Here is a 22,654-nt window from a genome sequence, read left to right as displayed (position 1 = left end):
GGCAACTATAGAACCCCACCGATAGCCGCGCAAACGACTTCTGTGCATCGACTTGTGCTTTTTCAGAACTTCGAACTAATGACTTCCGGGTGCCGCCCGCACCCGCGCCGCCGCCGCCGCCGCCGGCAAGTCTGCCCACTGCGGCTTTCCGGGCGCGTACCGTTGCCGCATATAACCCGCCAGCTCTGCCACCTGGGCATCGCTCAGCGCGTACTTGAAGGCTGGCATGAAGCCGATGTCCTTGCCGGCCGGCTCGCGCACGCCCTCCAGGATCACGCGCAGCAGGTTGTCGGGCCGGTCGCTGTGCAGGTTGGTGTTGAGGGCCAGCGGCAGGTTGACGCCCAGCAGCTTGGGGCCGTCGCCGTCGTGGTGGCAAGCGCTGCAGGCGCCTTCGAACAGGCGCTGTCCCGTGCCGAGCAGTTTGGATTGCGTGGCACCTGCTTGAATCACCAGCGATTTGGCGAGAGCGTCGTCGTCCGGCGCCGACGTGTTGAAAGCGGCCAGGTAGGTCGCCATCGCGCGGATGTCTTCATCCGGCAGGATCGCCAGCTCTTTCACCACGGGCGCCATCGGCCCGGCGGCCACGCCATGGTGCTTTGTGTGGCCGGTGCGCAAGTAGCGATAGAGCTCGTCGGCGTTCCACGGCACGGGCGATTGCGACAGCGCGGTGAGCGCCGGCGCTTCCCATCCATCGACCACGGCGCCGCTGAGGAAGGCCTTGCCGCCCTGCTCCGCGCCGAACGCATTGCGCGGCGTGTGGCAAGCCCCGCAGTGCCCCACGCCGTTGACCAGGTAGGCGCCGCGGTTCCACTCCGCGGATTGCTGTGGTTGCGGCGTGAACGGCGTTGCGTCATGGAACAGTCCGTTCCAGCCGGCCATCAACGGACGGACACTGAATGGGAATGCCAGCTTCGTCGCGGGCGGCTCGTGCTGGACCGCCGGCTGCGTCATCAGGTAGGCGTACAGCGCCATCAGATCGTCGTCGCGGATCTTCGCGAAAGCGGTGTACGGAAACGCCGGATAGAGATGGCGGCCGTCGCGCGAGACGCCTTCGCGCATGGCGCGCTGGAACGCGCTGAACGACCACTGGCCGATGCCGGTCTGCGGATCGGGCGTGATGTTGGTGCTGTAGATGGTGCCGAAGGGCGTCTCCATCGCGCGCCCGCCGACGTTGGGCTGCCCGCCCGGCGCGGTGTGGCAGACCACGCAGTCACCCGCGGCTGCTACCTGGCGTCCCCGCTCGATCGTTGCTGCGGCGTAGATTGCCGTAGTGGTTTGCGCCACGGGTGCGATGGCGGGGCGCCAGCCGACCAGTGCGGCGACGGTGCCGAGCACGCCGGCGAGCAAGGCTCCTGCGCGCGACCACGCCGGCATGCGCTTCGGCCAGGGCGCGTTGGCGGGCAATAGGCGCGGGGCAGCGGCCGGCGCGGGCTCTGCCTGCTGCGGCGCGTCGGCCTTCTCTCCATTCAGGGCCGCGCGCACCAGCTCTGGCGTGAATGGCGGCTGCCGGAAGCGCACTCCCGTCGCGTCGAAGATCGCGTTGGCGATGGCCGCCGTGCCCGGCACCGAAGACGACTCGCCCGCGCCCAGCGGCGGCTCGCCGGGCCGGGCCATGGTCACGACCTCGATCACCGGCACGTCGCGGAAACTCAGGATCGGGTAGCTGCCCCACTCCTGGCTGGCGACCACGTTCGTGCCCGGCGCCAGCTGCACGTGTTCCATCAGCGCGCGGCTGGTGGTCTGCACCACGTTGCCGTGGATCTGGTGCTTCACGCCCTCGGGATTGATCATCAAGCCTGCGTCATGGCCCACCACCACGCGGCTCACATGCACTTCACCGGTCGCGCGGTTCACCTCTACGTCGGCAACCCACGCCGCCCAGGCCGCACCGAAGCCCGGCCACTTGCTGTGGATGTAGCGGGCGTAGGCGACGCCCTGCCCTTTGACGATGTCGCCCTCCACAGCTTCCTGGCGTGGCCCGGTGCGCGGCACCCACCCCGCGCGGTCCGCCGTCGCGCGCAGCAGCTCCGCCGCGCGCGGGTCCTTCAGGTAGCGCAGGCGAAAGTCCACCGGGTCGGCGCCGGCGGCGCTCGCCAGTTCGTCGATGTAGCTTTCGTGCGCGAATGAATTCGGCAGCGCCGACACGCCGCGCAGCCACGACGCGCGCAGCACCGGCGGCATGTCGTTGACGCTGACGCGCAGGTTCTCGTAGTCGTAAGGCGGCCGTGCCGTGCGGTCACCCATTTCGTAGGCTTGTGCAACGGGTTCGATGGTGCGCGTGAGCAGCAGCGCCAGTGTCGGCGCGCCGTTCGAAGGGTACGAAGTCTGGAAGTCATACGCCGCCACCGAACCGTCGATGTTCAGCCCGCCGTTGACCTGCATCAGCTGCGCCGCGCCCTTGGGCTCCCAGGCGTGCTCCTGCTCGCGCGTGAGCTGCACGCGCACTGGCGCTCCAACCGCGCGCGACAACAAGGCCGCGTCGGCCGCCACGTCGTCCGCGCAGTTGCGCCCATAGCACCCCGCGGCCTCCATGCGAACCACATCGATCGCGGTGTCGGCCACGCCCATCAGCCGCGAGAGGTCGAAACGCAGCACATGCGGGTTCTGCGTGCCCGCCCACACCGTGATGCGACCCGAATCGCCGTGCCAATCGGCCACCGCGCATGAAGGGCCGATGGACGCGTGCATCTGGTACGGCCACACATAGGTGCGCGGCATCGCATGCGCCGCGCGGTCGATGGCGCCGTCGACGTCGCCCTGTTCAATGAGGCGGCGCTGGGTGGAGGGATTGGCGCGCAGCGCCTGTTCCAGGTCGTCCTGGAGCGGCAGGCCGGGCCATTGCTTCCACGTCACGCGCAACTCGCGCATCGCCTGCTCGGCGTGTTCTTCGCGCTCGGCCACGATGCCGACGAAGTCGCGGACCACCACCACCGCGCGGATGCCGGGGATGTGGGCGATGGAGGATTCGTCCACCGACTCCAGCGTGTTGCCAATGAAGTCGCCGTGGTCGGCTCCGGCGTAAGGCGGACGCACCACGCGGCCGTGCAGCATGCCGGGCACGCGCATGTCGTGGACGAAAGCGAGTTCGCCCTTTGCCTTGGCCGGGATGTCGAGCCGGCCGATGCTGGTGCCCACCACGGTGTATTCGGACGGATGCTTGACCGGCGCGCCAAGGTTCAGCGGCAACTCCACATGCTCGCCGCGCACCAACGCGGCGTAGCTGACCTTGCGGTCCGGCTCCGCCGCCACGCGCACCGTGCCGTGCCGCGACGCCAGTTCATCGACCTGCACACCCAACTGTTGCGCCGCCCGCTCCATCAACCAGGCCTTGGCCTGCGCGGCAGCGGCACGCAGGGGCACTGCGTGGATCTGAATCGACGCGCTGGCAATGGTCGCGCCCTGGTTCGGCGCCATCGCCGTGCTGCCCAGAACCATGTTCACGCACTCGAGGCCGAGATCGAGCTCCTCCGCCACCACCTGCGCCAGCGCGGTGCGAATGCCGGTACCCAGGTCGACGTGGCCGTTGAGCGCGGTGACACTGCCGTCGTCCCACACTGCAACGAGAACCTCGACGCCCTCCGCGGGATTGCTTGGCACGGTCGCGGGCTGGCCCTTCACCGGCGCTGCTGGCACAGGCGGCTCGCGCGTGACGAGCAAGACACCTTGCGCCTGGTGGAAGTCGGATCGCGTACGCGGCGTGTCGGCGCGCCTCGTCATCGCACTGCGCCCGCCGCATCGGCCTTCATGCGCCGCGCGGCAGCCATCACGGCACTGACGATCTCCAGGTGCGTGCCGCAACGGCACAGGTTGCCCGACAACTCGCGCCGCACATCTTCCACGCTGGGATCGACATTGCGCGCCAGCAGCGCGGCGGCCATCATGATCATGCCGTCCAGGCAGTAGCCGCACTGCGCGGCCTGCTCGTCGATGAACGCCTGCTGCACGGGATGCAGCTCGTCGCCCTCGCACAGCCCTTCCAGCGTGGTGATCTCGCGGCCCGCCACGCCCGCCACCGGGATCACGCAGGAGCGGGCGGCGACGCCATCCACCAGCACGGTGCAGGCGCCGCATTCGCCGAGGCCGCAGCCGTACTTGGGGCTGTTGAGCCGCAGGTCATTGCGCAGCACCGCCATCAACGACGCGTCGCCCGGCACTTCCAGGACATGCGTTTGCCGGTTGACATTCAGACTGACTGCGCCAGGGATCATCGGACCAGGTCACCTGCTGCGGTGTACATCTCCAGCTCCACGAAGTTGGAGCCGTTGTGGTTGGTGGGGCCATATTCCACCAAAAAGTCGCCGATGTCGAGTTTGCCCATGCCTTCCAGCGCGGTGATCAGGCCTTCGCGCGTGGGCGAGCGGCCGGCCCGGCGCAGGCCTTCGGCGAATACCTTGCCAGCGATGTAGCCTTCGAGCACCGTGTAGTTGTCGGCGCCGTTGACGGAGGTGGCGATGGCCTTGCGGTACTCCTTGACGATGCCGTAGCGCTCCAGCTTGGGCGAAGGCACGATGCTGGCCGTGACCACGCCGCGCAGGCTGCCGTTGAGGCGCGCGGCCGAGGCCTTCGCATCCGCCACACCGACCGAGATGGTGTACAACGGCACGCCGATGCTGGCCGCCCGTACGTCGCGGATCAGCACCTCGGACATCGCGCCCGCCATGATCATCACGATGGCCTTCGGCGAAGCCTGTTTCAGCTGGGCCACGATGTCGGCCGCGTTGGTGGCATTGATCGCCATCGGCAGCGACTTCACGACCCTGAGCCTGTTGTCCTGCGCCAGTTCCAGCAGCGTCTGCATGTTCGATTTGCCGAATGCGCTGTCCTGGTAGACCACCGCCACATCGTCACTGCCCACCGTTCCCAGCTGCTGCACGATGCGTGCGAGTTCGACCCGATAGCTGGCCCGCACGTGGAACAGGTAGCGGCTGTGCTTGGTGCGAAACGACGTCGTTCCCACCAGCGGCGCGAACACCGGAACCTTGGCTTCTTCGGCGATGGGCAGCGACGCAATCAGGTTCGCGGTGGCGACGTAGCCGATCAGCGCGAAGACCTTGTGCTCGTCGATCAGGGCCTTGGTGTTCTCCACCGTGCGCTTCGGGTCGTAGGCGTCGTCAAGCGCCTTGAGCTGCAGTTTGCGCCCGTGGACGCCACCTGCCTTGTTGGCCTGCTCGAAGTACAGCTCGATGCCGCGCCGGTAGTTGTTGCCGGTCTCGGCGACCGGGCCGCTGAAAACCGCCGATTGGCCGAGCAGGATGGCCTTGTCGGTGACGCCGGGTTCCGCGTGAGCAAAACCGGCCGACAACAGCAGGGCCGCCGGGGCCAGGAAGGCCCGGATATTCGCGAGGTTCATGGCGTGCTCCTAGCCGAGGATGTCGGCCGACTGGATGCGTTTGACGCCCTTGGCGCTCATCTGCTTCCAGGCCGCGGCGAGTGAACCGTTGAGGTCGATCGCGCGCGTGGCATCTTCAATCACGTAGGTGTCGAAGCCGAGCTTGCGCGCGTCCATCGCCGTCCACGCGACGCAGAAGTCAGTGGCCAGGCCTGTGACGAACACGGTCTTGATGCCGCGCTGCTTCAGGTAACCGGCCAGGCCGGTGGAGCTTTTGTGGTCCGCTTCCTCGAAAGCCGAGTAGCTGTCCATGTTCTTGTGATAGCCCTTGCGCAGGATCAGCTGCGCATGCGGTAGCTTCAGGTCCTTGTGCAGCGCGGCGTCATCGGTTCCCTGCACGCAGTGGTCGGGCCACAGCACCTGCTGGCCGTACGCAAGCTTCGTCATCTCGAAGGGCTTCTTGCCCGCGTGCGCGCTGGCGAAGGAGGCGTGGCCGGGCGTGTGCCAGTCTTGCGTCACCACCACGTTCTCGAAAGACTGAGCCAGGCGATTGACGATGGGCACGACCTCGTCGCCCTTGCCCACGGGCAGCGTGCCGCCGGGCACGAAGCAGTTCTGCACGTCGACCACGATCAGTGCCGACGATGCGCCGGTCTTGATCTTGCCCGCCGCGAACAGCGGCGCGAAGGGGACGGCTGCGGCGGCGAGGCCGATCGCGCCGGAGCGCAGGAAGAATCTTCGATCGAGGCTTTGCATGACAAGGCTCCTGGTGAGTTGAGGGGACTGCAGTGGGAAGTCAGACGCTCAAGTAGTTGCGGCGCACTTCTTCGTTGACCGCGAGCTCGGCCATCGAAGCCTGGTAGCGGATCTGCCCCTTTTCCAGCACGTAGGCGCGATCGGACACCAGCTCCGCGAAGTGCATGTTCTGCTCGGACAACAGAATGCTCACGCCCTGGGCCTTGAGCTCCAGGATCATCTGCGCCATCTGCTCGACGATCAGCGGGGCCACGCCCTCCGAGGGTTCGTCCAGCAGCACCAGATAAGGATTGCCCATCAGCGTGCGCGCCACGGTGAGCATCTGCTGCTCGCCGCCGCTCATGCGCCCGCCGGCCCGCTCGCGCATTTCGCCCAGGTTGGGGAACAGCTTGAACAGGCGCTCCGGCGTCCAGCTCGGCGCGGCCTGGCCTTCGGGCCATTGGCGTTCTGGCTGGCGGCCCACGGCGAGGTTCTCCATCACCGACAGGTCGGTGAAGATGCGGCGGTCTTCGGGCACGAAGCCCAGGCCCATGCGCGACACCTCATAGGGCGGCGCCTTGGAGATGTCTTGCCCCATGAACGTGAGCGCACCGCGGCGCTTGTCCAGCATGCCCATGATGGCCTTGAGCGTGGTGGACTTGCCGGCGCCGTTGCGGCCCATGAGTGCGACCACTTCGCCGCGGCCGACCTGCAGGTCCACGTCGTAGAGAATCTGCGCCGCGCCGTACCAGGCTTGCAGGCCTTGGGCTTTCAGCAAGGGCTCAGGGCCGACATGCACGTAAGGGTGGGGAGCGCTCATCACACGGCCTCCTTCACCGAACCGGATTTCTCGAAGGTCTTGCCACTGCCGAAATAGACCTCTTGCACCTTGGGGTGGTCGCGAATTTCCGCCGGCTTGCCCTGCGCGATCAGCCGGCCACGAGCCAGCACGATCATCCGGTCCGCATACGCGAACACCACGTCCATGCTGTGCTCGGTGAAGAGCACAGCCATACCGCGGTCCAGCACCAGCCGCTTGGTCAGCGCCATCAGCTCGTTGCGTTCTTTGGGCGCCATGCCGGCCGTGGGCTCGTCCATCAGCAAGAGCTTGGGCTCGTTCGCCATGGCGATGGCCAGTTCCACGCGCTTGACGTCGCCGTAGGCCAGCACGCTGCAAGGCCGGTCGGCCTGCGCCGCCATGCCGACCTGGTCCAGCAGGCGCATCGCGTCGTCGCGTCGATGTGCGGCCGCGGCCTTCCACATCGAGAACAGCTTGTTGTCGGCGGACAGCAGCGCCATCTGCACGTTCTCGACCACGGCGAGCGAAGCAAAGGTTTCGGCGATCTGGAAGGTTCGGCTGACACCCATACGCCAGATCTGGCGCGGCTTCAGGCCCACCAGTTCCTGGCCGTTGAGCTGGATGGACCCGCCGTCGCAACGCAACTGGCCGTTGACCATGTTGAAGGTGGTGGACTTGCCGGCGCCGTTGGGGCCGATGAGGGCCAACAGCTCACCGGCCGCCAGTTCGAAGTCGATGCCGTCCACGGCGCGCACGCCGCCGAAGGATTTGCCCAGGCCGCTTACTTTGAGAAGACTCATCAGGCCTCCTGCCTGCGGTTGACCAGTTGCTTGATGAATCCCGCGATCCCCATCGGGAACAGCAGGACGAGGATCAGGATGACGGCGCCCAGCATGGCGCGCCAGTAGTCGGTGTTGCGGGCCACGGTGTCGTGTAGCCAGGTGAAGGTGACGGCACCGACCACTGGGCCTGCGAGCGTCTGCACGCCGCCCAGCAGTACCATCACCAGCGCGTCCACCGACTTGCCTACGTGCAAGCTATCGGGCGAGATGCTGCCTTTAGAGAACGCGAACAGCGCGCCGGCCAGGCCCGCGAACAGGCCGACCAGCACGAAGGCCACCCATTGCATGCGTTTGACGTCGATGCCGATGGCATCCGCGCGCAGCGCCGAGTCGCGGCTGGCGCGGATCGCATAACCAAACGGCGAGAACAGCGCGCGCCGCAGCCAGAGCACGCTGCCCGCCACCAGCAGCAGCGTGAGGTAGTAGTAGCTGCGCTTGTCGGCGAGCCAGGAGGACGGCCACACGCCGGTTAGCCCGTTGCTGCCGCCGGTGAAGCTGTCCCACTGAAACACCACGGCCCACGTGATCTGCGCGAACGCCAGCGTGAGCATGGCGAGGTACACGCCAGAGAGCCGCACGCAGAACCAGCCGAAAACCAGCGCGCCCAGCGCAGCGACGATAGGCGCAACAACGAGCGCACCTTCCATCGGCAATCCAATGCTGCGCACCAGCAACGCCGCGCCATAGGCACCCAGGCCGAAGTACGCCGCGTGGCCGAACGAATGCATGCCGGCCGGCCCCATGATGAAGTGCAGGCTGGCCGCGAACAGCGCGGCGATCATCAGGTCGATGGTCAGGACCGTGATGTAGGGCGAACCGGCGGTGGCCAGCGGCAGCAGGATCAACACCACCGCCAATGCAGCCGCCGTCAGCTTGAGCGGCTTGTCCGCGGGACGCAGCGGCGTTTCGGCCGCGCCGGTGTAGCGGCTCACCGCCTGCGGCCGGCCCATCAGGCCCCACGGGCGAACCACCAGCACCACGGCCATCACCAGGAACTCGACGACCAGCGTGAGTTTGGAAAATGAGATGCTGATGCCGAAGACTTCGACCAGGCCCAGCCAGATGCACAGCGCCTTGAGTTCCGCGATCAGCAGCGCGGACACGTAGGCGCCGGGGATCGAGCCCATGCCGCCCACCACCACCACCACGAAGGCCGAGCCTATCGTGTGCAGGTCCATCTCCAGGTTGGCCGGCTCGCGCGGCAGCTGCAAGGCGCCGCCCAACCCCGCAAGCATCGCCCCCAGCGCGAACACGCTGGTGAACAGCCACACCTGGTTGACGCCCAGCGCGCTCACCATCTCGCGGTCTTGCGTGGCGGCGCGCACCAGCGTGCCCCAACGCGTGCGTGTGAGCAGCAGCCACAGCGCGCCCAACACAACCGGGCCGACGACGATCAGGAACAGGTCATAGGACGGGAACTGCCGCCCCAGGATCATCACCGAGCCGCTGAGGCCGGGCGCGCGCGGTCCGAGCAGTTCTTCCGAACCCCACAGCCACAGCGTCGCGTCCTTGATCACCAGCACCAGGGCGAAGGTGGCCAGCAATTGCAGCAGCTCCGGCGCGCGGTAGATGCGGCGCAGCAGCGTCATCTCCACGATCGCGCCGACGGCACCGACCAGCAGCGATGCGACCAGCAGTGCCGGCCAGAACCAGGCGCCCCCGCCCATCCGCGCGACGAGCGAATAGGCGATGTAGATGCCCAGCATGTAGAACGAGCCATGCGCGAAGTTGACGATGCGGGTGACGCCGAAGATCAGCGACAGCCCCGCGCCGACGAGGAACAGCGAAGAGGCACCGGCCAGCCCATTGAGGAGCTGGACCACGAATCCGGAGATGTCCATGAGAGGGTCTGGTCGGTGTGACAGTCGCGTCAGGGCGCGGCGCGCATCTTCTTGACTTCGGCGTCCGAAGGCAGGTACTTGGCGCCGTCGAAGTACTGGTAGTCGACCATGGTGCCCGCGCCACCCTTGTTGGCCGTCTTGCCGACGTAGGCGCCCATCGTCGACTGGTGGTCGACGGCGCGGTAGGTCACCTTGCCGAACGGCGTCATCAGCTCCAGCCCCTCGAAGGCGGTGATCAGTTTTTCGGTGTCGGTGCTCTTGGCCTTCTTCATGCCGGCCGCCAAAGACATGATGGTGCTGTAGCCGACCACCGAGCCCAGGCGCGGATAGTCGTTGTACTTGGCCTTGTAAGCGAGGAAGAACGCTTTGTGTTCCGGCGTCTGGATGCCGTACCACGGGTAGCCGGTGACGATCCAGCCGTTGGGCGCCTCATCCTTCAGCGGGTCGAGGTATTCGGGCTCGCCGGTCAAGAGGCTCACCACTTCACGGTCCTTGAACAGGCCGCGCGTATTGCCTTCGCGCACGAACTTCGACAGGTCGGCGCCGAACAGCACATTGAAGATCGCGTCGGGCTTGGCGTCGGCCAGTGCCTGCACCACGCTGCCCGCGTCGACCTTGCCCAGCGGCGGCGCCTGCTCGGCGACGAACTCGATGTCGGGTTGGGCCGCCTTCATCAGGGCCTTGAACGTGGCAGCCGCGGATTGGCCGTATTCGTAGTTGGGGAACACCACGGCCCAGCGCTTCTTCTTCAGCTTGACGGCTTCCGGCACCAGCATCGCGGCCTGCATATAGGTGGAGGTGCGCAGGCGGAAGGTGTAGCGGTTGCCGTTCTGCCAGACGATCTTGTCGGTCAGCGGCTCGCCGGCCAGGAAGAAGAACTTCTTCTGCTTGGCGAAGTCGGTCAGCGCGAGTCCGATGTTGGACAGGAACGAGCCCGCCAGCACGTCGACCTGCTCGCGCGAGATCAGCTCTTCGGCCGCGCGCACCGCGTCGCCGGGGTTGGCGTTGTCGTCGCGCGTGAGCAGCTCGAACTTGCGGCCGTTGACGCCACCGGCGGCGTTGATCTCTTCAACGGCCAGTTCCATCCCCTTCTTGTAGGGCTCGAGGAAGGCGGGCTGCGCCTTGTAGCTGTTGATCTCGCCGATCTTGATCGGCTTGCCGGTCTGCGCATGGGCGGGCACGGCCAGTGCGCCCGCTCCGGCCACTACCGCGAACACCGCCGCGGCGGACTTCAGCTTGTTCCAATAGGTCTTCATCGGTCGCTCCTGGTTTGTCAAAGTGAACGGAAACTGAGGTTGTCTTCTTGCTGCAAGAGTCGGGCCTAACGCAGGCCGTCCTCGCCCTTGATTTCGCTGGCCTGCAGGCCGCCGATGCGCGGCAGCGGCCGGCCGCTGTCGGTGACGACCACCGCCACCACGATCTCATTGGGGCGCGGCGCGTCGGACACGCGCGCTTCCATCGCGTCGAAGTGGCTGCGCACGAACGCCGCATCCTTGTGGCCCAGCGGCACGTCGATGGCCGTTCCCAGGCCACCGCGCTTCTTGCTCGACGGCACCAGAGCGGCGCCCTTTTCGACGGCCTTGCGCAAAGGAGCGCCGAGCTTGGGATGAAGGATCGCCGCGGCATGTTCGAGTTCGCCGTTTTCACCCACGATGGCTGCTTTGCCGTAACTGTGCGCCTGCCCCGGCGCGATGCCTAGGGCCTGGACGCATTTTTCACCGAGCAGCGCCCCGAGCTCCTCGCCGATGGCGATCAGCTCGTCCAGGTTTTCGCTGTAGCGCCCGGCGTAGGGGTTCTCGATCACGGCCATGGCCAGCGCCTTGCGCGCCGGCGGTGAAATGGGGCGCCCCATCTCGTACAGGACTTCGTCCACCTGGACCACGATTTTTCGGATCTTGCTCGTCATGACTGCTCTTTCTTCGAATGTGTGCGCTTTAGCGCAGCCCGTCCCAGCGGCTGATCTCGGCGGCTTTCAATCCGCCCACACGCGCATGCACGCGCGCACCGGTGCTCATCACCAGGATGAACACGATCTCGTCGGCGAGCGGCGCGCCAGGCACCCGCACCTCCATGGCGTCGAAATGGCTGCGCACGTAAGCCGCGTTGATGTGGGTGAGCGGCACGTCGAGCGTGCAGCCCGCCGCGCCGACCTTCTTGGTCGAAGGCACGATCGCCAGCGCGTTGCCCGGTTGGCCCTTGGCGGCGTCGGCCTGGCCTTGCGCATAGGACTTCCTGTCACCCTTCCAACCGAGCAGCTCACGCATGGCATAGCCGCCCGGCACGTGCCAGAGCGCGCCATGTTCGAGCTCGCCCGCTGCGCCGATGATCGCGCCTTTGCCGTAGCTTTCGATGCGCTCAACCGGCACGTCCATCGCGGCGCGCAACCGCCCTGCCATCTCCACGCCCACCGGCTGCAGCTGCTCCATCATGGGCAGGATGTCGGGCTCGTAGCGGCCGGCGAACGGGTTGGAGAGCACGGCCGCGACCGCACCACGGCGCAAGGGCTGCGCCGGCGGCGGGCCAGACTCGTGGTGGATGTCCTCCACGTGCGTGAGGATCCGCCGGATCTGGATGAGGGATGTCGTCATGATCTTGGCGCTTTCAGGCGAAGAGCGGTTCGATGCCGGCCGGCCGGCCTGGCCGCATCCGGGCGGGGCAGCGGCTGGTGCTGCGCGCTGTCGGTGGTGGCGGTCCAGCCCTGGCACACGATGACGGCCGACCAGATCAGGTCGGCCGCCTGCAATTGCTTGGCGCGCCGATGTCCGGCGCGTAGCGCCTGGCGCACGGCGGTCTCGCCCAGCGAAGGAACGTTCACCGTGACCGGCAGGTCGCCCAGGTCGGAGTCGTCCTTGATCTGGCTGGCGGGGCGGCGCTCGACGCGCGCGTCCTGGATGTCCACCGCGTTGGCGATCATGGTGGCCGCCGCATCCGCCTGCGCCGCCGTTCGTGCCAGGACCGTGACGCTGTCGGCGATGCCCAGCGACAGGCTGCGGCCGCGCCAGCCGCTGGTGGCGATGCCGCGCACGGGCAAGCTGGCGTGGACGCTGAAATTGCCGTCGGTCCGCAGCAGCGGCTGCATCGCTTCGTGCGCATCGTATTGCGCGATGTCGGCGAAGAGGCCGACGCGCAGCGACTCGCCGGGCGCCAGGTGCAGCGCGATGTCGCCGCCGTTGTTCACCCATGCGCGGGCGATGCCGGGCCGCTCGTAGAACGCGATGAGTTCCTGCGCCACAGCGCCCGCCACCGCCGCCATGGGCGTGATGAACTCGCCGCAGAAGGGATGGCAAGCCTGCCACATGCGCCGCGCGACCACGCCCTTCAACGGGCAGGCGCCGTGCACCGGTTGGCGCAGCAGCGCAAGCTCGGCCACCAGTTCGTTCAGCACGCTGGAGAAGCGTCGCCAGGCGGCCTCGTGCGCTTCCTCGATCGCCTGCGCCTCGCCGTCGGCGCCGATCACGATGTCGATCGGGCCATGCTGGAAGTGCCAGCGGCCGCCGGACAGGGGTTTGCGGTGCGCATTCATAGGTCGGTCTTGCCTCAGCCCAGCATCGGCGGCAGGCCGAGCGGCCACGCGTTCGCCGGAACGAATGAGTCGATGCGACGGCCCGTGGGCGCACCGTCGTTGTGCCAGGCGCCGCTGGCCAGCACCTCAGCCAGCGGCCGCACGTAGCCCATGTGACCGCCCAACGCCTGGTAGTCGTCCAGCCGCATGCTGAACTCGATCGGCGCGACGATGGCCGGCGTGGGCACGGTGCCGAAGCTGTTGTCGGGCATGCGCATCACATCGACCATCACGGTGATGCCGCCGCCGGGCCAGACGTAGGCGGGCGCACCGCCACAGGTGACGTTCACCAGCGCCTGCTTGATGGCGCGCGTGAGCTGCACCGGGTTTTCGGTCACACCGGCGCGCAAGCTGCCGCCGGCACCTCCAAGAAACAGCACCGTGCAAAGCGACGGCTCGCAGTTCTCGCCGATGCGCGCGACCGTGCTCATGACGGGCTCGGGCATGGGCATCGAACGCGGCACGAGTTGCTCGTCCAGTTCGAACCACGCCGAGTGCTCGCCGGTGGTGGATACCATCAGCAGGCGCAAGCCGGGCCAGGCGGACTCCGCGTCCCAGCCTTCGATGATCGACATCGGGTCGGCGATGTCGGTACCGCCCCAGCCGGTGCCCGGATTCGCCACCTGGAAGTAGCGGCCGGGCGTGGACTTGCGGCCGCGAATGCGGATGCCGGACGGCCGCATGCCCAGGCAGCGGCCGGCCTGGTGCTGCGTCAGCACGCCGGTGATGTGGTCGTCGACCACCACGACCTCGTCGGCCTGTCCGTAGAACTGCTTGGCGAAGATGCCCACCGTCGCCGAGCCGCAGCCCACGCGCATGCGCTCTTCTTCGACACCGTTCACGATGGGCGCGCGGCCGGCCTGGATCACGACCTGCGCGCCGCCGTCGATGGTGAACTCCACCGCCTGCTTGTTGCCCAGCAACTGCATCATGTCGCAGGTGACGCGGCCTTCCTTCTTGCTGCCGCCGGTGAGGTGGTGCACGCCGCCGAGCGACAGCATCTGCGAGCCATATTCAGCGGTGGTGACGTGGCCCACCACTTCACCCTTGCAGCGCACATTGGCCTGCTCTGGCCCGAGCCAGCGGTCGGTGTCGATCTTCACCTTCAGGCTGCAGTAGCTGAAGATGCCTTCGGTGACCACAGTCACCACGTCCACGCCTTGCGCTTGCGAAGAGACGATGAACGGCGCGGGCTTGTAGTCGGGATATGTGGTGGAGGCGCCGATGCCGGTGACGAACAGCTCCTCGGACGGCACGACGCTCGTTGCGGCCTCGTCGCGCGCGGTGAAAGGCACCACCTGCTTGTCGCCCTCGTCCAGCGTCTTGCGCAACAACACCACCGGGTCCACGCGAATCAGCACGCCGGCGGCGTTGGCGTAGCGGTCGCACGCGCCGGTCTTGCCCGCCGAGATCTGACACAGCACCGGGCAGGCGTTGCATTCGATCTTGTCGCCGGCCATGCGCTCGTTGCGCGGCGCCGCGCGCTCCAGCACTTGCGGCACCGGGCTGGCATCCATCGCGGGCAGGCCGTCGGTCTTGGTGTGTTCTGTCATGGCGCTAGGCGTTGTGCGGATGGGTCTTGAAGTCTCTTGAACCGGTTGCGAGTTTCATGTAGTATTCACTTAACGTTCATGTTGTGCTTATTACATGAAACGCAATTTAGCCGATTGTCCGCCCCGTTGCAAGAATTTTTTTCACGCCCCGGAAGTGGGCGAAGGAGCCCCAGAATGACTCACGTCGTCACCGATTCGTGCATCCGCTGCAAGTACACCGACTGCGTCGAGGTCTGCCCCGTGGACTGCTTCCACGAGGGCCCCGACTTCCTGGTGATCAACCCGGACGAGTGCATCGACTGCGCCGTGTGCATCCCCGAATGCCCGGTCAACGCGATCTACGTCGACACCGAAGTGCCCGCCGACATGGCGGCGTTCACCGACCTCAACAGGAAGCTCGCGCAAGAGTGGCCGCTGATCCTCAAGCACAAGGAAGCGCTGCCCGACGCCGCGCTGTGGAAAGACGCCAAGAACAAGCTGGCGGGCCTGGAGTCCGCTCCGGCCGCCTCGAACTGAAACATCAACTCCGTCTCAACCACCATGAGTGCATTCAACGAAGAGAAGGTCCTCGAAGTCCACCACTGGACCGACAAGCTGTTCACCTTCAAGACCACACGCGACCAGTCGCTGCGCTTTTCCAACGGCCACTTCACGATGATCGGCCTGCGCGTCAACGAGAAGCCGCTGCTGCGTGCCTACAGCATCGTCAGCGCCAACTACGAGGAACACCTGGAGTTCCTCAGCATCAAGGTGCCGGACGGCCCGCTCACCTCGCGGCTTCAGCACATCCAGGTGGGCGACAGCATCATCGTGGGGCGCAAGCCGACGGGCACGCTGCTGATCGACTACCTGCTGCCCGGCAAGCGGCTCTACCTGCTGTCGACCGGCACCGGCCTGGCACCCTTCATGAGCATCGTGCGCGACCCCGCGACCTATGAGAAGTACGAACAGGTCATCTTGGTGCATGGCGTGCGGCAGAAGGAAGAACTGGCCTATCACGACCTGCTGGTGGAACATCTGCCTTCCCATGAATTCCTGGGCGACCTGGTCACGGGCCAGCTGCGCTACTACCCCACCGTCACGCGCGAGGCGTATCGCACGATGGGCCGCGTCACCGACCTGATGGCCAACGGCAAGATGTTCGACGACCTGGGCGTGCCGCACCTCAACCCCGACGATGACCGTGTCATGATCTGCGGCAGCCCCGGCATGCTGAAGGACCTGAAGCACATGCTGGAGGCCAAAGGTTTCGCCGAAGGCAGCACCTCGCGGCCCGGCGCATTTGTGATAGAACGTGCCTTCGCCGAACAATGACCACGAGCACTCCGCGCCGCAACCCCGCCAACAAGTCTCCGCTGGCGCGCAAGCCCGGCGTGCGCGAACTCGCAGCGCAAGACACGCGCGACAGCATCCTTCGCGCCGCCACCAAGATCTTCGCCAAGCACGGGTTCTCCGGCGGGCGCATCGACGAGATCTCCAAGGCCGCCAAGTCGTACGACCGGATGATCTACTACTACTTCGGCAGCAAGGAAGACCTCTTCATTGCCGTGCTGGAGGACATGTACCGCAAGTTCAACGAGGCTGAGATGGCGCTGGAGCTGAGCAGCGACCAGCCCGAAGAATCGCTCAAGGCCGTCATCGCCTTCATGTGGAATTTCTACCAGCGCAACCCCGAGTTCATCACGCTCCTGAACGACGAGAACCTGCACCGCGGCAAGCACATCTCCAAGTCGCTGCGCGCGCGCGAGTATTCCTCGCCGGCCATCCAGATCATCGAGCAGCTGATGGAGAGCGGCGTGCGCAAGAAGGTCTTCCGCAGCGGCGTCTCGGCCCGGGACGTCTATTTGATGATCGCCGCGATGAACTACTTCTACCTGTCGAACCGCCACACGTTGTCGGCGTTTCTGGGCGAGAAGCTGGAGAGCCCGGAGGCTTTGGCGCATTGGCAGGGGTTCGTTGTCGAAGCGGTTTTGCGCACCGTCAAGCCGTAGCGGGCAGTCATGCCCTGCGTCGCAGCGCGCGGCCACGGACGCCGGGTTGACGCGCGACGGTCGAACACCAACAACGGTTCCCGGATCGGGGTGGTGGGGCGCTCTGCGCAGCGAAATAAAGGAGGAGGGAGCGGCTTGCCGCGACGGGGGACATTCGCAGCGCAGAGTGCCCCGCCACCCCGATCCCGCCCAGCTGTCACCCTAGTTCTTCTTGCCCGCGCCTCTTTGGCAATGTAGTATTCACTACATCAAATTCATCGACACATTCTGGAGCATTCCATGGCAGACGCAACGAGCACCGGCAAGTCCGGCAAGGTCGTCATCAAGAACATCGGCCTCTTGCTGTCGGGCGACCTGGACCGCCCCATCCTCGACGCCGACACCATCGTCGTGCACGATGGCCTCATCACTTCGGTGGGCCGCGCAGCAGATTGCGACACGAGCGAACCCGCCACGCTGATCGACGCGCGCCAGACCTGCGTCGCACCGGGCCTGATCGACAGCCATGTGCATCCGGTGTTCGGCGACTGGACGCCGCGCCAGAACCAGATCGGCTGGATCGATTCGACGATGAACGGCGGCGTGACGACGATGATCTCCGCCGGTGAAGTGCATCTGCCCGGCCGGCCCAAGGACATCGTCGGTTTGAAAGCGCTGGCCATCACGGCACAACGCGCATTCGACAACTTCCGGCCCGGCGGCGTGAAGGTGCTGGCCGGCGCGCCAGTCATCGAGCAGGGCATGGTCGAACAGGACTTCAAGGACCTGGCCGACGCCGGCGTGAAGCTGCTCGGCGAAGTAGGCCTGGGTTCGGTCAAGGCCGGCCAGGAAGCGCAGCGCATGGTGGCCTGGGCGCGCAAGCACGGCATCCAGAGCACCATCCACACGGGCGGCCCCTCGATCCCCGGCTCGGGCCTGATCGACAAGGACGTGGTGCTCGAAGCCGACGCCGACATCATCGGGCACATCAACGGGGGCCATACGTCACTGCCCGAAGCGCATGTCTGCGAACTGTGCGAGCGCTCCTCGCGCGCGATCGAGATCGTGCACAACGGCAACGAGAAGGTCGCGATCGCCGCCGCGCAGATGGCGTTGCAGCTGAAGTGCCCGCACCGCGTGATCCTGGGCACCGATGGTCCAGCGGGCTCGGGCGTTCAGCCGCTCGGCATCCTTCGCATGGTCGCCATGCTGTCCAGCCTGGCCGGCATTCCGGCGGAGCTGGTGTTCTGCTTCGCCACCGGCAACACGGCAAGGATTCGCAACCTCAATTGCGGGTTGATCGAACCGGGCCGTGCCGCCGACTTCGTCTTCATGGACAAGGCCCAACACTCGGCCGGCAAGGGCTTGCTGGAGAGCGTGCAACTCGGCGACATTCCCGGCGTCGGCATGGTGATGATCGACGGCCTCGTGCGTTGCGGCCGCAGCCGCAACACGCCACCCGCCACCGAGATCCCGGTCGTGCTCTGAACGCCGGGAATCTCGGCGCCGCTCAGAACGTGTGGCGCACGCCGAGCTCGTAGCCCCTGGAGGTGCTGCCCGGGACTCCGGCCGGGGGCGTGCCGACGGCGTAGGCGGCGGCACCGCTGTTGCGCACGTGCGAGGCCGACGCATACAAGGCCGTGCGGATCGACAGGTTGTGCACATAACCGATCGCGATCTGGCGCGCGTCGTTCGCGTCGGTCCCGGCGCCTGATGCGTCGGCTCGCTGGTAGCTCGCGCGCACGAGGCCCGTGCCCCCAACCGGCGCGGTCAGGCCGATCTCCCAGTTCACCTGCTTCTTCGCACCGTACTTCGCGGTGTTGTTGAGGGCAAACAGCTTCACTGCCTTCAAGTCGTAGGAGACGCCCACGTTCACCAGCTTGAAGTCGTCGGCTGTCGCGGTGGCGGTCGTCGCGTACGCCGCGGCGACGTTGAGTGGGCCGCTCTGGTAGCCCAGGCGCCCACCTTTGTACTTGTTACCCGCCACGCCTTCGCTCGGCGCCAGCATGAAGTGGCCATATAAACCGCCGAGGTTCGACGGCAGCAGGTACGCGACGGCATTGTCCGTGCGCAGCAGTGTCTGTGCACCGCTGCCGAGATTGGTCACCAGGTTGAAGCCCGAGCCCACGCCACAAGTGCCGAACGGATCGAAGATCGAGAGGTTCCAGAACGACGGGTTCAAGTCGCGGCCCAGGCGCAGCTCGCCCCAGGAGTCCGACAGGCTCACGGTGGAGCGGCGGTGCCAGAATTTGCCCGAGGCATTGATGCTGCCCGTGTCGGGGTTCAGCGCGGCTTCGAGCCACGCGCCGGCTTTCATGCCACCACCCAGGTCTTCCTCGGCTCGGAAGCCCAGGCGCGAATTGGACAGGCCGTCGGTGCTCAGCTGCGTGGACCTCACGCCGCCGTTGGACACGGACTTCAGGCTGGTGTCGACCACGCCGAACAGGGTCACGGAAGATTGGGCGTGCGCCAGGCCGGCCAGCACGGTGAGCGCGGCGGCCGCGGTCAGACGAAATTTCATTGATGTCTCCAGAGTGGGTTGATCGAGGGGGTTCTTCTTGGCGATGTCTTGGTGCTATCGTTAGCGCAAAGTCTAGAAGAGCAGCCCCAGATGCGTCAATGAGGTTTCTGGATTTACGAAGGGTGGATGTTGGAAGTCGCTGCCTTCCGGCGACCCTGCGCTATGCTATCGTTCATGCAAATTCACATGAGACGCTGCCCATGGTGACGATCAAGGACATCGCGGCCCGCCTGAACGTTTCCGCATCCACCGTGGGTCGCGCTCTCGCCGACGACCCGCGCATCAGCGATGGCATGAAGAAAAAGGTGGCGCAGGTGGCCGCCGAAATCGGCTACGTCGCCAATCGCGCGGCGCGGATGATGCGAGGCGCCTCCAGCAACCTGGTGGGGCTGATCGTTCCCGACATCCGCAACAGCTTCTATTCCACGATCGCCCACGCGCTGTCCAAATGCCTGGAGAAGGAGAACCTGCAGCTCATGCTGTCGGAAACGGACGACGACCGCGAGGTGGAACTCAAGCACGTGCGTGAGTTGCTGGGTGTCGATGTCGCCGGTGTCATCCTGGTACCGAGCGTTCGTCCGCACCCGGAAGCCGTGCGCCTGCTCAAGGCCACGCCCCACATCCAGTTGCTGCGCAGGTACCCGGCGCTGGGCGAGCAATGGTTCGGCATCGACGACACGCAGGCGCTCCACCAGGCAACGAAGCACCTGGTGGACCTGGGCCATCGCCGCATCGCCTACATCGGCGGCCTGGAAGAAATCCCCACCGGCGCGGCGCGTCTGAAAGGCTTTCGCAGCGCATTGACCGAGGCCGGCGCACACGCCGCGGGGCTGGAGGAATTGGGCCCGCCCGGTGACATGGACTTCGGCCGGCAGGCGGCACGACGGCTGCTTGCGGTGAAGAAGCCTCCTACGGCCATCGTGACCGGGGCCGTGCATCACACCTTCAGCCTGCTGGACGAACTGCAGGATCAGGGCATCGAAGTCCCGCGCGACCTGTCGGTCGTCGGCTTCGGCGACGAGCGCGGCTACAAGTGGTGGGGCCCGGGCCTCACCACCATCGGCCTCCCCGTGTCCGAGCTGGCCACAGCCTGCGGCTTGTGGTTCGTGCACCAGCTGAAGCAAAAACCTGCCGCGTGGCCCGCCTACACCTCGTTGTCGCCGGCGACTCTGATCATGCGGGGTAGCACGGCCGCGCCTGGGCCAGGCTCTGGCTCATCTCCCCCAGAACATCGAGCACGCGGCGCGCGTGTCGCGCAACGATAACGCCCTCGACCGTGGGCTCGAGCCCGCGAGCCTGGCGGATGAACAGCTTGCGGCCATAGGCCCGCTCGATGCGTGCCACGCGCCCGCTGGCGCCCGACAGCGACAGGTTCGACGCGCCGGCCGCCAGGGAGAGGCTGCCCAGTTCCGTGCACAGGAGGACCAGCCGCAGCGACACCAGGTCGAGGCGCGCCAGGTTCGGCTCCCTTTGGATGAAGGACACTCGTTGCGCCGCTTCCATGGGCTTGCTTCCCTACGAGGCCAGTGCACGCCGCCAGGCTTGCGCGACCGAGTCCAGCTGCGTCACGGGCCGCTCGATCAGCGCGCTGGCGGCGCTGCGCACCAGTGACTTGGCGGCGGGATCGGTGAGGTATTCGACTGGCGACTTGCCGTCCACACGCGCCAGCATCAGTGCCGGCAGCAGCTCAGCCGAGCGCGCTTCCAGGGAGTGGGAGGGCTCCCAGTTGACATGCGCCAGATACTCCTGCGCGAGGATGTCGAACGAATCGAGCAAGACATCCTTTGCCTCGGGTCGCGCCAGGCACTTGAGCAGAAGGTGGTTGAGGCAGAACGCGAGGTCGAACGCCGGATCGCCATACCACGCGCACTCCGCGTCCAGCAACACCGGCCCCTCTGGGCCCACCAGCACGTTCTTGGGACTCACGTCGCCGTGCACCAACGCGCGCTGCGTGCCAGCCGTACGCACCGCCAGCTTCGACAGCTGCAAGGACAAGCTCGGATGCCGCGCAGCCGTCGCCAGCAGATAAGGGTCCAGCCGCAGCGCGAGGAAGTTGTCGATCGTTTCGAAGGCCGACGGAAGGCCGCACTCTTGCGCGCTCGCCGCATGCAGCCGCCCGAGGACTTCACCCAACGCCCTGGCCGTCGCGGGCACGACCTGCCCCGCCATCAGCTGCTGCTTCCAGACCGGGTGCGCGTTCGGCGCGAGGAACGACATCGCGAACAGGCCCGCTGCTTCGTCATGGGCGAGCGGCGTCGGCACGTTGCCGGGGCAGTGCTGCGCCGCGAATTGCATCCACGCCCATTCGTAAGCGTTGCGATCGACCGGCGCCAGCCATTCGGCCGACACCTTCAACTGAGGGAGGGCGCGCTTGATGCAGATCGACCGGCCGGGCAGCTCGACCTGCCAGATATCGGACGAAACTCCGCCGGCCAGCGGATGCCATTGGGCCGGCTCATGGGGGCCGGCCAATCGCTGTCCGATGAGAAACGCCGTCAGCGAAGCGTCGGGCGCGGTGGATGCATCGGTCATCGGTTGCCTGCGGGTGCGTTACGGGGTTCGCGCGGTTGATCGCCTTTCAGCACACGGACCACTTCCTCGGCCGCGCGGCGACGCAGTTCCAGCAGCGACGCGTCCGACGAAAAGGCGACGTGCGGCGTAAGCATGGCGCCGGGTTGCGACAGCAAGGCTTGCGGCACTGCGGGCTCCGACTCCAGCACGTCGAGCCCGGCGGCGGCGAGGCGGCCCTCCTCCAGCGCCCGGGTCACAGCGTCCGTGTCAACCACCGCGCCGCGGCTCACGTTGATCAGCAGTCCGCCCGGTCGCATGAGCGCGAGGCGCTGCGCATCGATCAAGTGATGGGTCGTGGGGCTGAGCGGCGCATGCACGATCACGATGTCGCTGCGGGACATCAGGGATTCGAGATCCACGCTTTCGACGCCGGGCGTTGGCGTGCCTGGGTAAGGGTCGTAGGAGAGCAGGCGGCACCCGAACGCGGCGAGCTTGCGCGCCGTCGCACGGCCGATGCGCCCAAAGCCCACGATGCCGCAAGTCAGTTCGGCCAGGCGCCGCAGCCGCGCACTCGAGGGTGCCCAGCGGCCGGCACGCACTTCGCGGTCGAAGTGGACGAGGCCTCGGGTCCAGGCGAGTGCAAAGCCGACGGCGTGGTCCGAGACTTCCTCGACGCAATAGTCCGGCACATTGGTGACCCAGATGCCGCGAGACGTGGCCGTGTCAACCGCGATGTTGTCCAGGCCGACGCCAAGCCGGGCGACGATCTGTAGCGGCTTCGCCGATTCGATCGCGGCGGCGGTGACCTGCGCCCAGCAAGTCAGGATGGCCGAGGGCTGGCAGTCGCGGGCGAGCGATTCGATCTGCGCCGCCGGTGCCGGGTCGGCCGGTCCGCTGACGAGGCGCATGCCGGCGCCTTCGATGATGCCGCGCTCGACACTGTCGTCGGGCCAGGCGTAGTCGGTGAGAAGAACAGTGTGTGTCATGGGGA

21 protein-coding genes are annotated in these 22,654 nt (G+C 66.6%); 5 read left to right on the top strand and 16 right to left on the bottom strand.

Features of this window, described 5'->3' with window-relative positions:
* Nucleotides 1-75: 75 nt before the first annotated feature.
* The 12 genes from EEB15_RS27380 to EEB15_RS27325 form a co-directional block, all read right to left on the bottom strand.
* Complete coding sequence (locus EEB15_RS27380) at nucleotides 76-3,717, bottom strand: molybdopterin cofactor-binding domain-containing protein (RefSeq protein ID WP_141513138.1); 3,642 nt, start codon at nucleotides 3,715-3,717, stop codon at nucleotides 76-78.
* Entirely contained in the window at nucleotides 3,714-4,208 is a 495-nt protein-coding gene (locus tag EEB15_RS27375; RefSeq protein WP_141513137.1) for a (2Fe-2S)-binding protein, read from the bottom strand. Before EEB15_RS27375 ends, EEB15_RS27380 begins: the two co-directional genes overlap by 4 nt.
* The gene (locus EEB15_RS27370) at nucleotides 4,205-5,350 is read right to left on the bottom strand and encodes an ABC transporter substrate-binding protein (protein WP_141513136.1); all 1,146 of its coding nucleotides are present in this window, start codon (nucleotides 5,348-5,350) and stop codon (nucleotides 4,205-4,207) included. The genes EEB15_RS27375 and EEB15_RS27370 overlap by 4 nt, the downstream gene beginning before the upstream one ends.
* A 9-nt stretch (nucleotides 5,351-5,359) precedes the next feature.
* Nucleotides 5,360-6,085 (bottom strand): bifunctional nicotinamidase/pyrazinamidase, encoded by a 726-nt coding sequence (gene pncA, locus EEB15_RS27365; RefSeq protein WP_141513135.1) that lies wholly within the window; start codon nucleotides 6,083-6,085, stop codon nucleotides 5,360-5,362.
* Between the two features lie 40 nt (nucleotides 6,086-6,125).
* A complete protein-coding gene (locus tag EEB15_RS27360) occupies nucleotides 6,126-6,884 on the bottom strand; it encodes an ABC transporter ATP-binding protein (protein ID WP_141513134.1) in 759 nt (252 codons plus the stop codon).
* A complete protein-coding gene (locus EEB15_RS27355) occupies nucleotides 6,884-7,663 on the bottom strand; it encodes an ABC transporter ATP-binding protein (RefSeq protein ID WP_141513133.1) in 780 nt (259 codons plus the stop codon). The genes EEB15_RS27360 and EEB15_RS27355 overlap by 1 nt, the downstream gene beginning before the upstream one ends.
* Nucleotides 7,663-9,546 carry an ABC transporter permease gene (locus EEB15_RS27350; RefSeq protein WP_141513132.1) on the bottom strand — a complete coding sequence of 628 codons (1,884 nt, stop codon included), beginning with the start codon at nucleotides 9,544-9,546 and terminating at the stop codon, nucleotides 7,663-7,665. Before EEB15_RS27350 ends, EEB15_RS27355 begins: the two co-directional genes overlap by 1 nt.
* A 29-nt stretch (nucleotides 9,547-9,575) precedes the next feature.
* The gene (locus EEB15_RS27345; protein ID WP_141513131.1) at nucleotides 9,576-10,802 is read right to left on the bottom strand and encodes an ABC transporter substrate-binding protein; all 1,227 of its coding nucleotides are present in this window, start codon (nucleotides 10,800-10,802) and stop codon (nucleotides 9,576-9,578) included.
* Nucleotides 10,803-10,867: 65 nt separating this feature from the next.
* Nucleotides 10,868-11,452, bottom strand: coding sequence for an amino acid synthesis family protein (locus EEB15_RS27340; RefSeq protein WP_141513130.1), 585 nt, complete (start codon nucleotides 11,450-11,452; stop codon nucleotides 10,868-10,870).
* 28 nt (nucleotides 11,453-11,480) lie between these two features.
* Nucleotides 11,481-12,134 (bottom strand): amino acid synthesis family protein, encoded by a 654-nt coding sequence (locus tag EEB15_RS27335; RefSeq protein ID WP_141513129.1) that lies wholly within the window; start codon nucleotides 12,132-12,134, stop codon nucleotides 11,481-11,483.
* Nucleotides 12,131-13,069, bottom strand: a complete 939-nt coding sequence (locus EEB15_RS27330) for a UPF0280 family protein (protein WP_141513128.1) — start codon at nucleotides 13,067-13,069, stop codon at nucleotides 12,131-12,133. The genes EEB15_RS27335 and EEB15_RS27330 overlap by 4 nt, the downstream gene beginning before the upstream one ends.
* Nucleotides 13,070-13,083: 14 nt before the next feature.
* Nucleotides 13,084-14,661 carry a 6-hydroxynicotinate reductase gene (locus EEB15_RS27325; RefSeq protein WP_141513127.1) on the bottom strand — a complete coding sequence of 526 codons (1,578 nt, stop codon included), beginning with the start codon at nucleotides 14,659-14,661 and terminating at the stop codon, nucleotides 13,084-13,086.
* A gap of 174 nt (nucleotides 14,662-14,835) precedes the next feature.
* Here EEB15_RS27325 and fdxA point away from each other — a divergent pair, with 174 nt between their 5' ends.
* The 4 genes from fdxA to EEB15_RS27305 all read left to right on the top strand — a co-directional run bounded on the left by fdxA (nucleotide 14,836) and on the right by EEB15_RS27305 (nucleotide 18,119).
* Nucleotides 14,836-15,177, top strand: coding sequence for a ferredoxin FdxA (gene fdxA, locus EEB15_RS27320; protein WP_141513126.1), 342 nt, complete (start codon nucleotides 14,836-14,838; stop codon nucleotides 15,175-15,177).
* Nucleotides 15,178-15,201: 24 nt separating this feature from the next.
* The gene (locus EEB15_RS27315) at nucleotides 15,202-15,975 is read left to right on the top strand and encodes a ferredoxin--NADP reductase (protein WP_141513125.1); all 774 of its coding nucleotides are present in this window, start codon (nucleotides 15,202-15,204) and stop codon (nucleotides 15,973-15,975) included.
* Complete coding sequence (locus tag EEB15_RS27310) at nucleotides 15,972-16,652, top strand: TetR/AcrR family transcriptional regulator (protein ID WP_141513124.1); 681 nt, start codon at nucleotides 15,972-15,974, stop codon at nucleotides 16,650-16,652. Before EEB15_RS27315 ends, EEB15_RS27310 begins: the two co-directional genes overlap by 4 nt.
* A 279-nt stretch (nucleotides 16,653-16,931) precedes the next feature.
* Entirely contained in the window at nucleotides 16,932-18,119 is a 1,188-nt protein-coding gene (locus EEB15_RS27305) for an amidohydrolase family protein (RefSeq protein WP_141513123.1), read from the top strand.
* Nucleotides 18,120-18,141: 22 nt separating this feature from the next.
* Here the strand turns inward: EEB15_RS27305 and EEB15_RS27300 are convergent, their stop codons facing one another.
* Nucleotides 18,142-19,152 carry a porin gene (locus tag EEB15_RS27300; protein WP_141513122.1) on the bottom strand — a complete coding sequence of 337 codons (1,011 nt, stop codon included), beginning with the start codon at nucleotides 19,150-19,152 and terminating at the stop codon, nucleotides 18,142-18,144.
* 200 nt (nucleotides 19,153-19,352) lie between these two features.
* Between EEB15_RS27300 and EEB15_RS27295 the strand changes: the two genes are divergently transcribed.
* Nucleotides 19,353-20,417 carry a LacI family DNA-binding transcriptional regulator gene (locus EEB15_RS27295; RefSeq protein WP_141513121.1) on the top strand — a complete coding sequence of 355 codons (1,065 nt, stop codon included), beginning with the start codon at nucleotides 19,353-19,355 and terminating at the stop codon, nucleotides 20,415-20,417.
* Here the strand turns inward: EEB15_RS27295 and EEB15_RS27290 are convergent.
* From EEB15_RS27290 to EEB15_RS27280, 3 genes are read right to left on the bottom strand one after another with little or no spacing between them, the layout of a single operon-like run.
* Nucleotides 20,326-20,637, bottom strand: a complete 312-nt coding sequence (locus tag EEB15_RS27290) for a LysR family transcriptional regulator (protein WP_158290250.1) — start codon at nucleotides 20,635-20,637, stop codon at nucleotides 20,326-20,328. The two genes, EEB15_RS27295 and EEB15_RS27290, sit on opposite strands and share 92 nt — an antisense overlap.
* Before the next feature lie 30 nt (nucleotides 20,638-20,667).
* Entirely contained in the window at nucleotides 20,668-21,684 is a 1,017-nt protein-coding gene (locus EEB15_RS27285; protein WP_141513119.1) for a phosphotransferase family protein, read from the bottom strand.
* Nucleotides 21,681-22,649, bottom strand: coding sequence for a C-terminal binding protein (locus tag EEB15_RS27280; protein WP_141513118.1), 969 nt, complete (start codon nucleotides 22,647-22,649; stop codon nucleotides 21,681-21,683). Before EEB15_RS27280 ends, EEB15_RS27285 begins: the two co-directional genes overlap by 4 nt.
* Nucleotides 22,650-22,654 lie beyond the last annotated feature (5 nt).

Origin of the sequence: Ramlibacter sp. WS9, from assembly GCF_003797765.1 — a bacterium.
Lineage (GTDB): Bacteria > Pseudomonadota > Gammaproteobacteria > Burkholderiales > Burkholderiaceae_C > Ramlibacter.
Note: the sequence above shows the minus strand (reverse complement) of the source record. Positions and strands in the feature narration are given on the sequence as shown.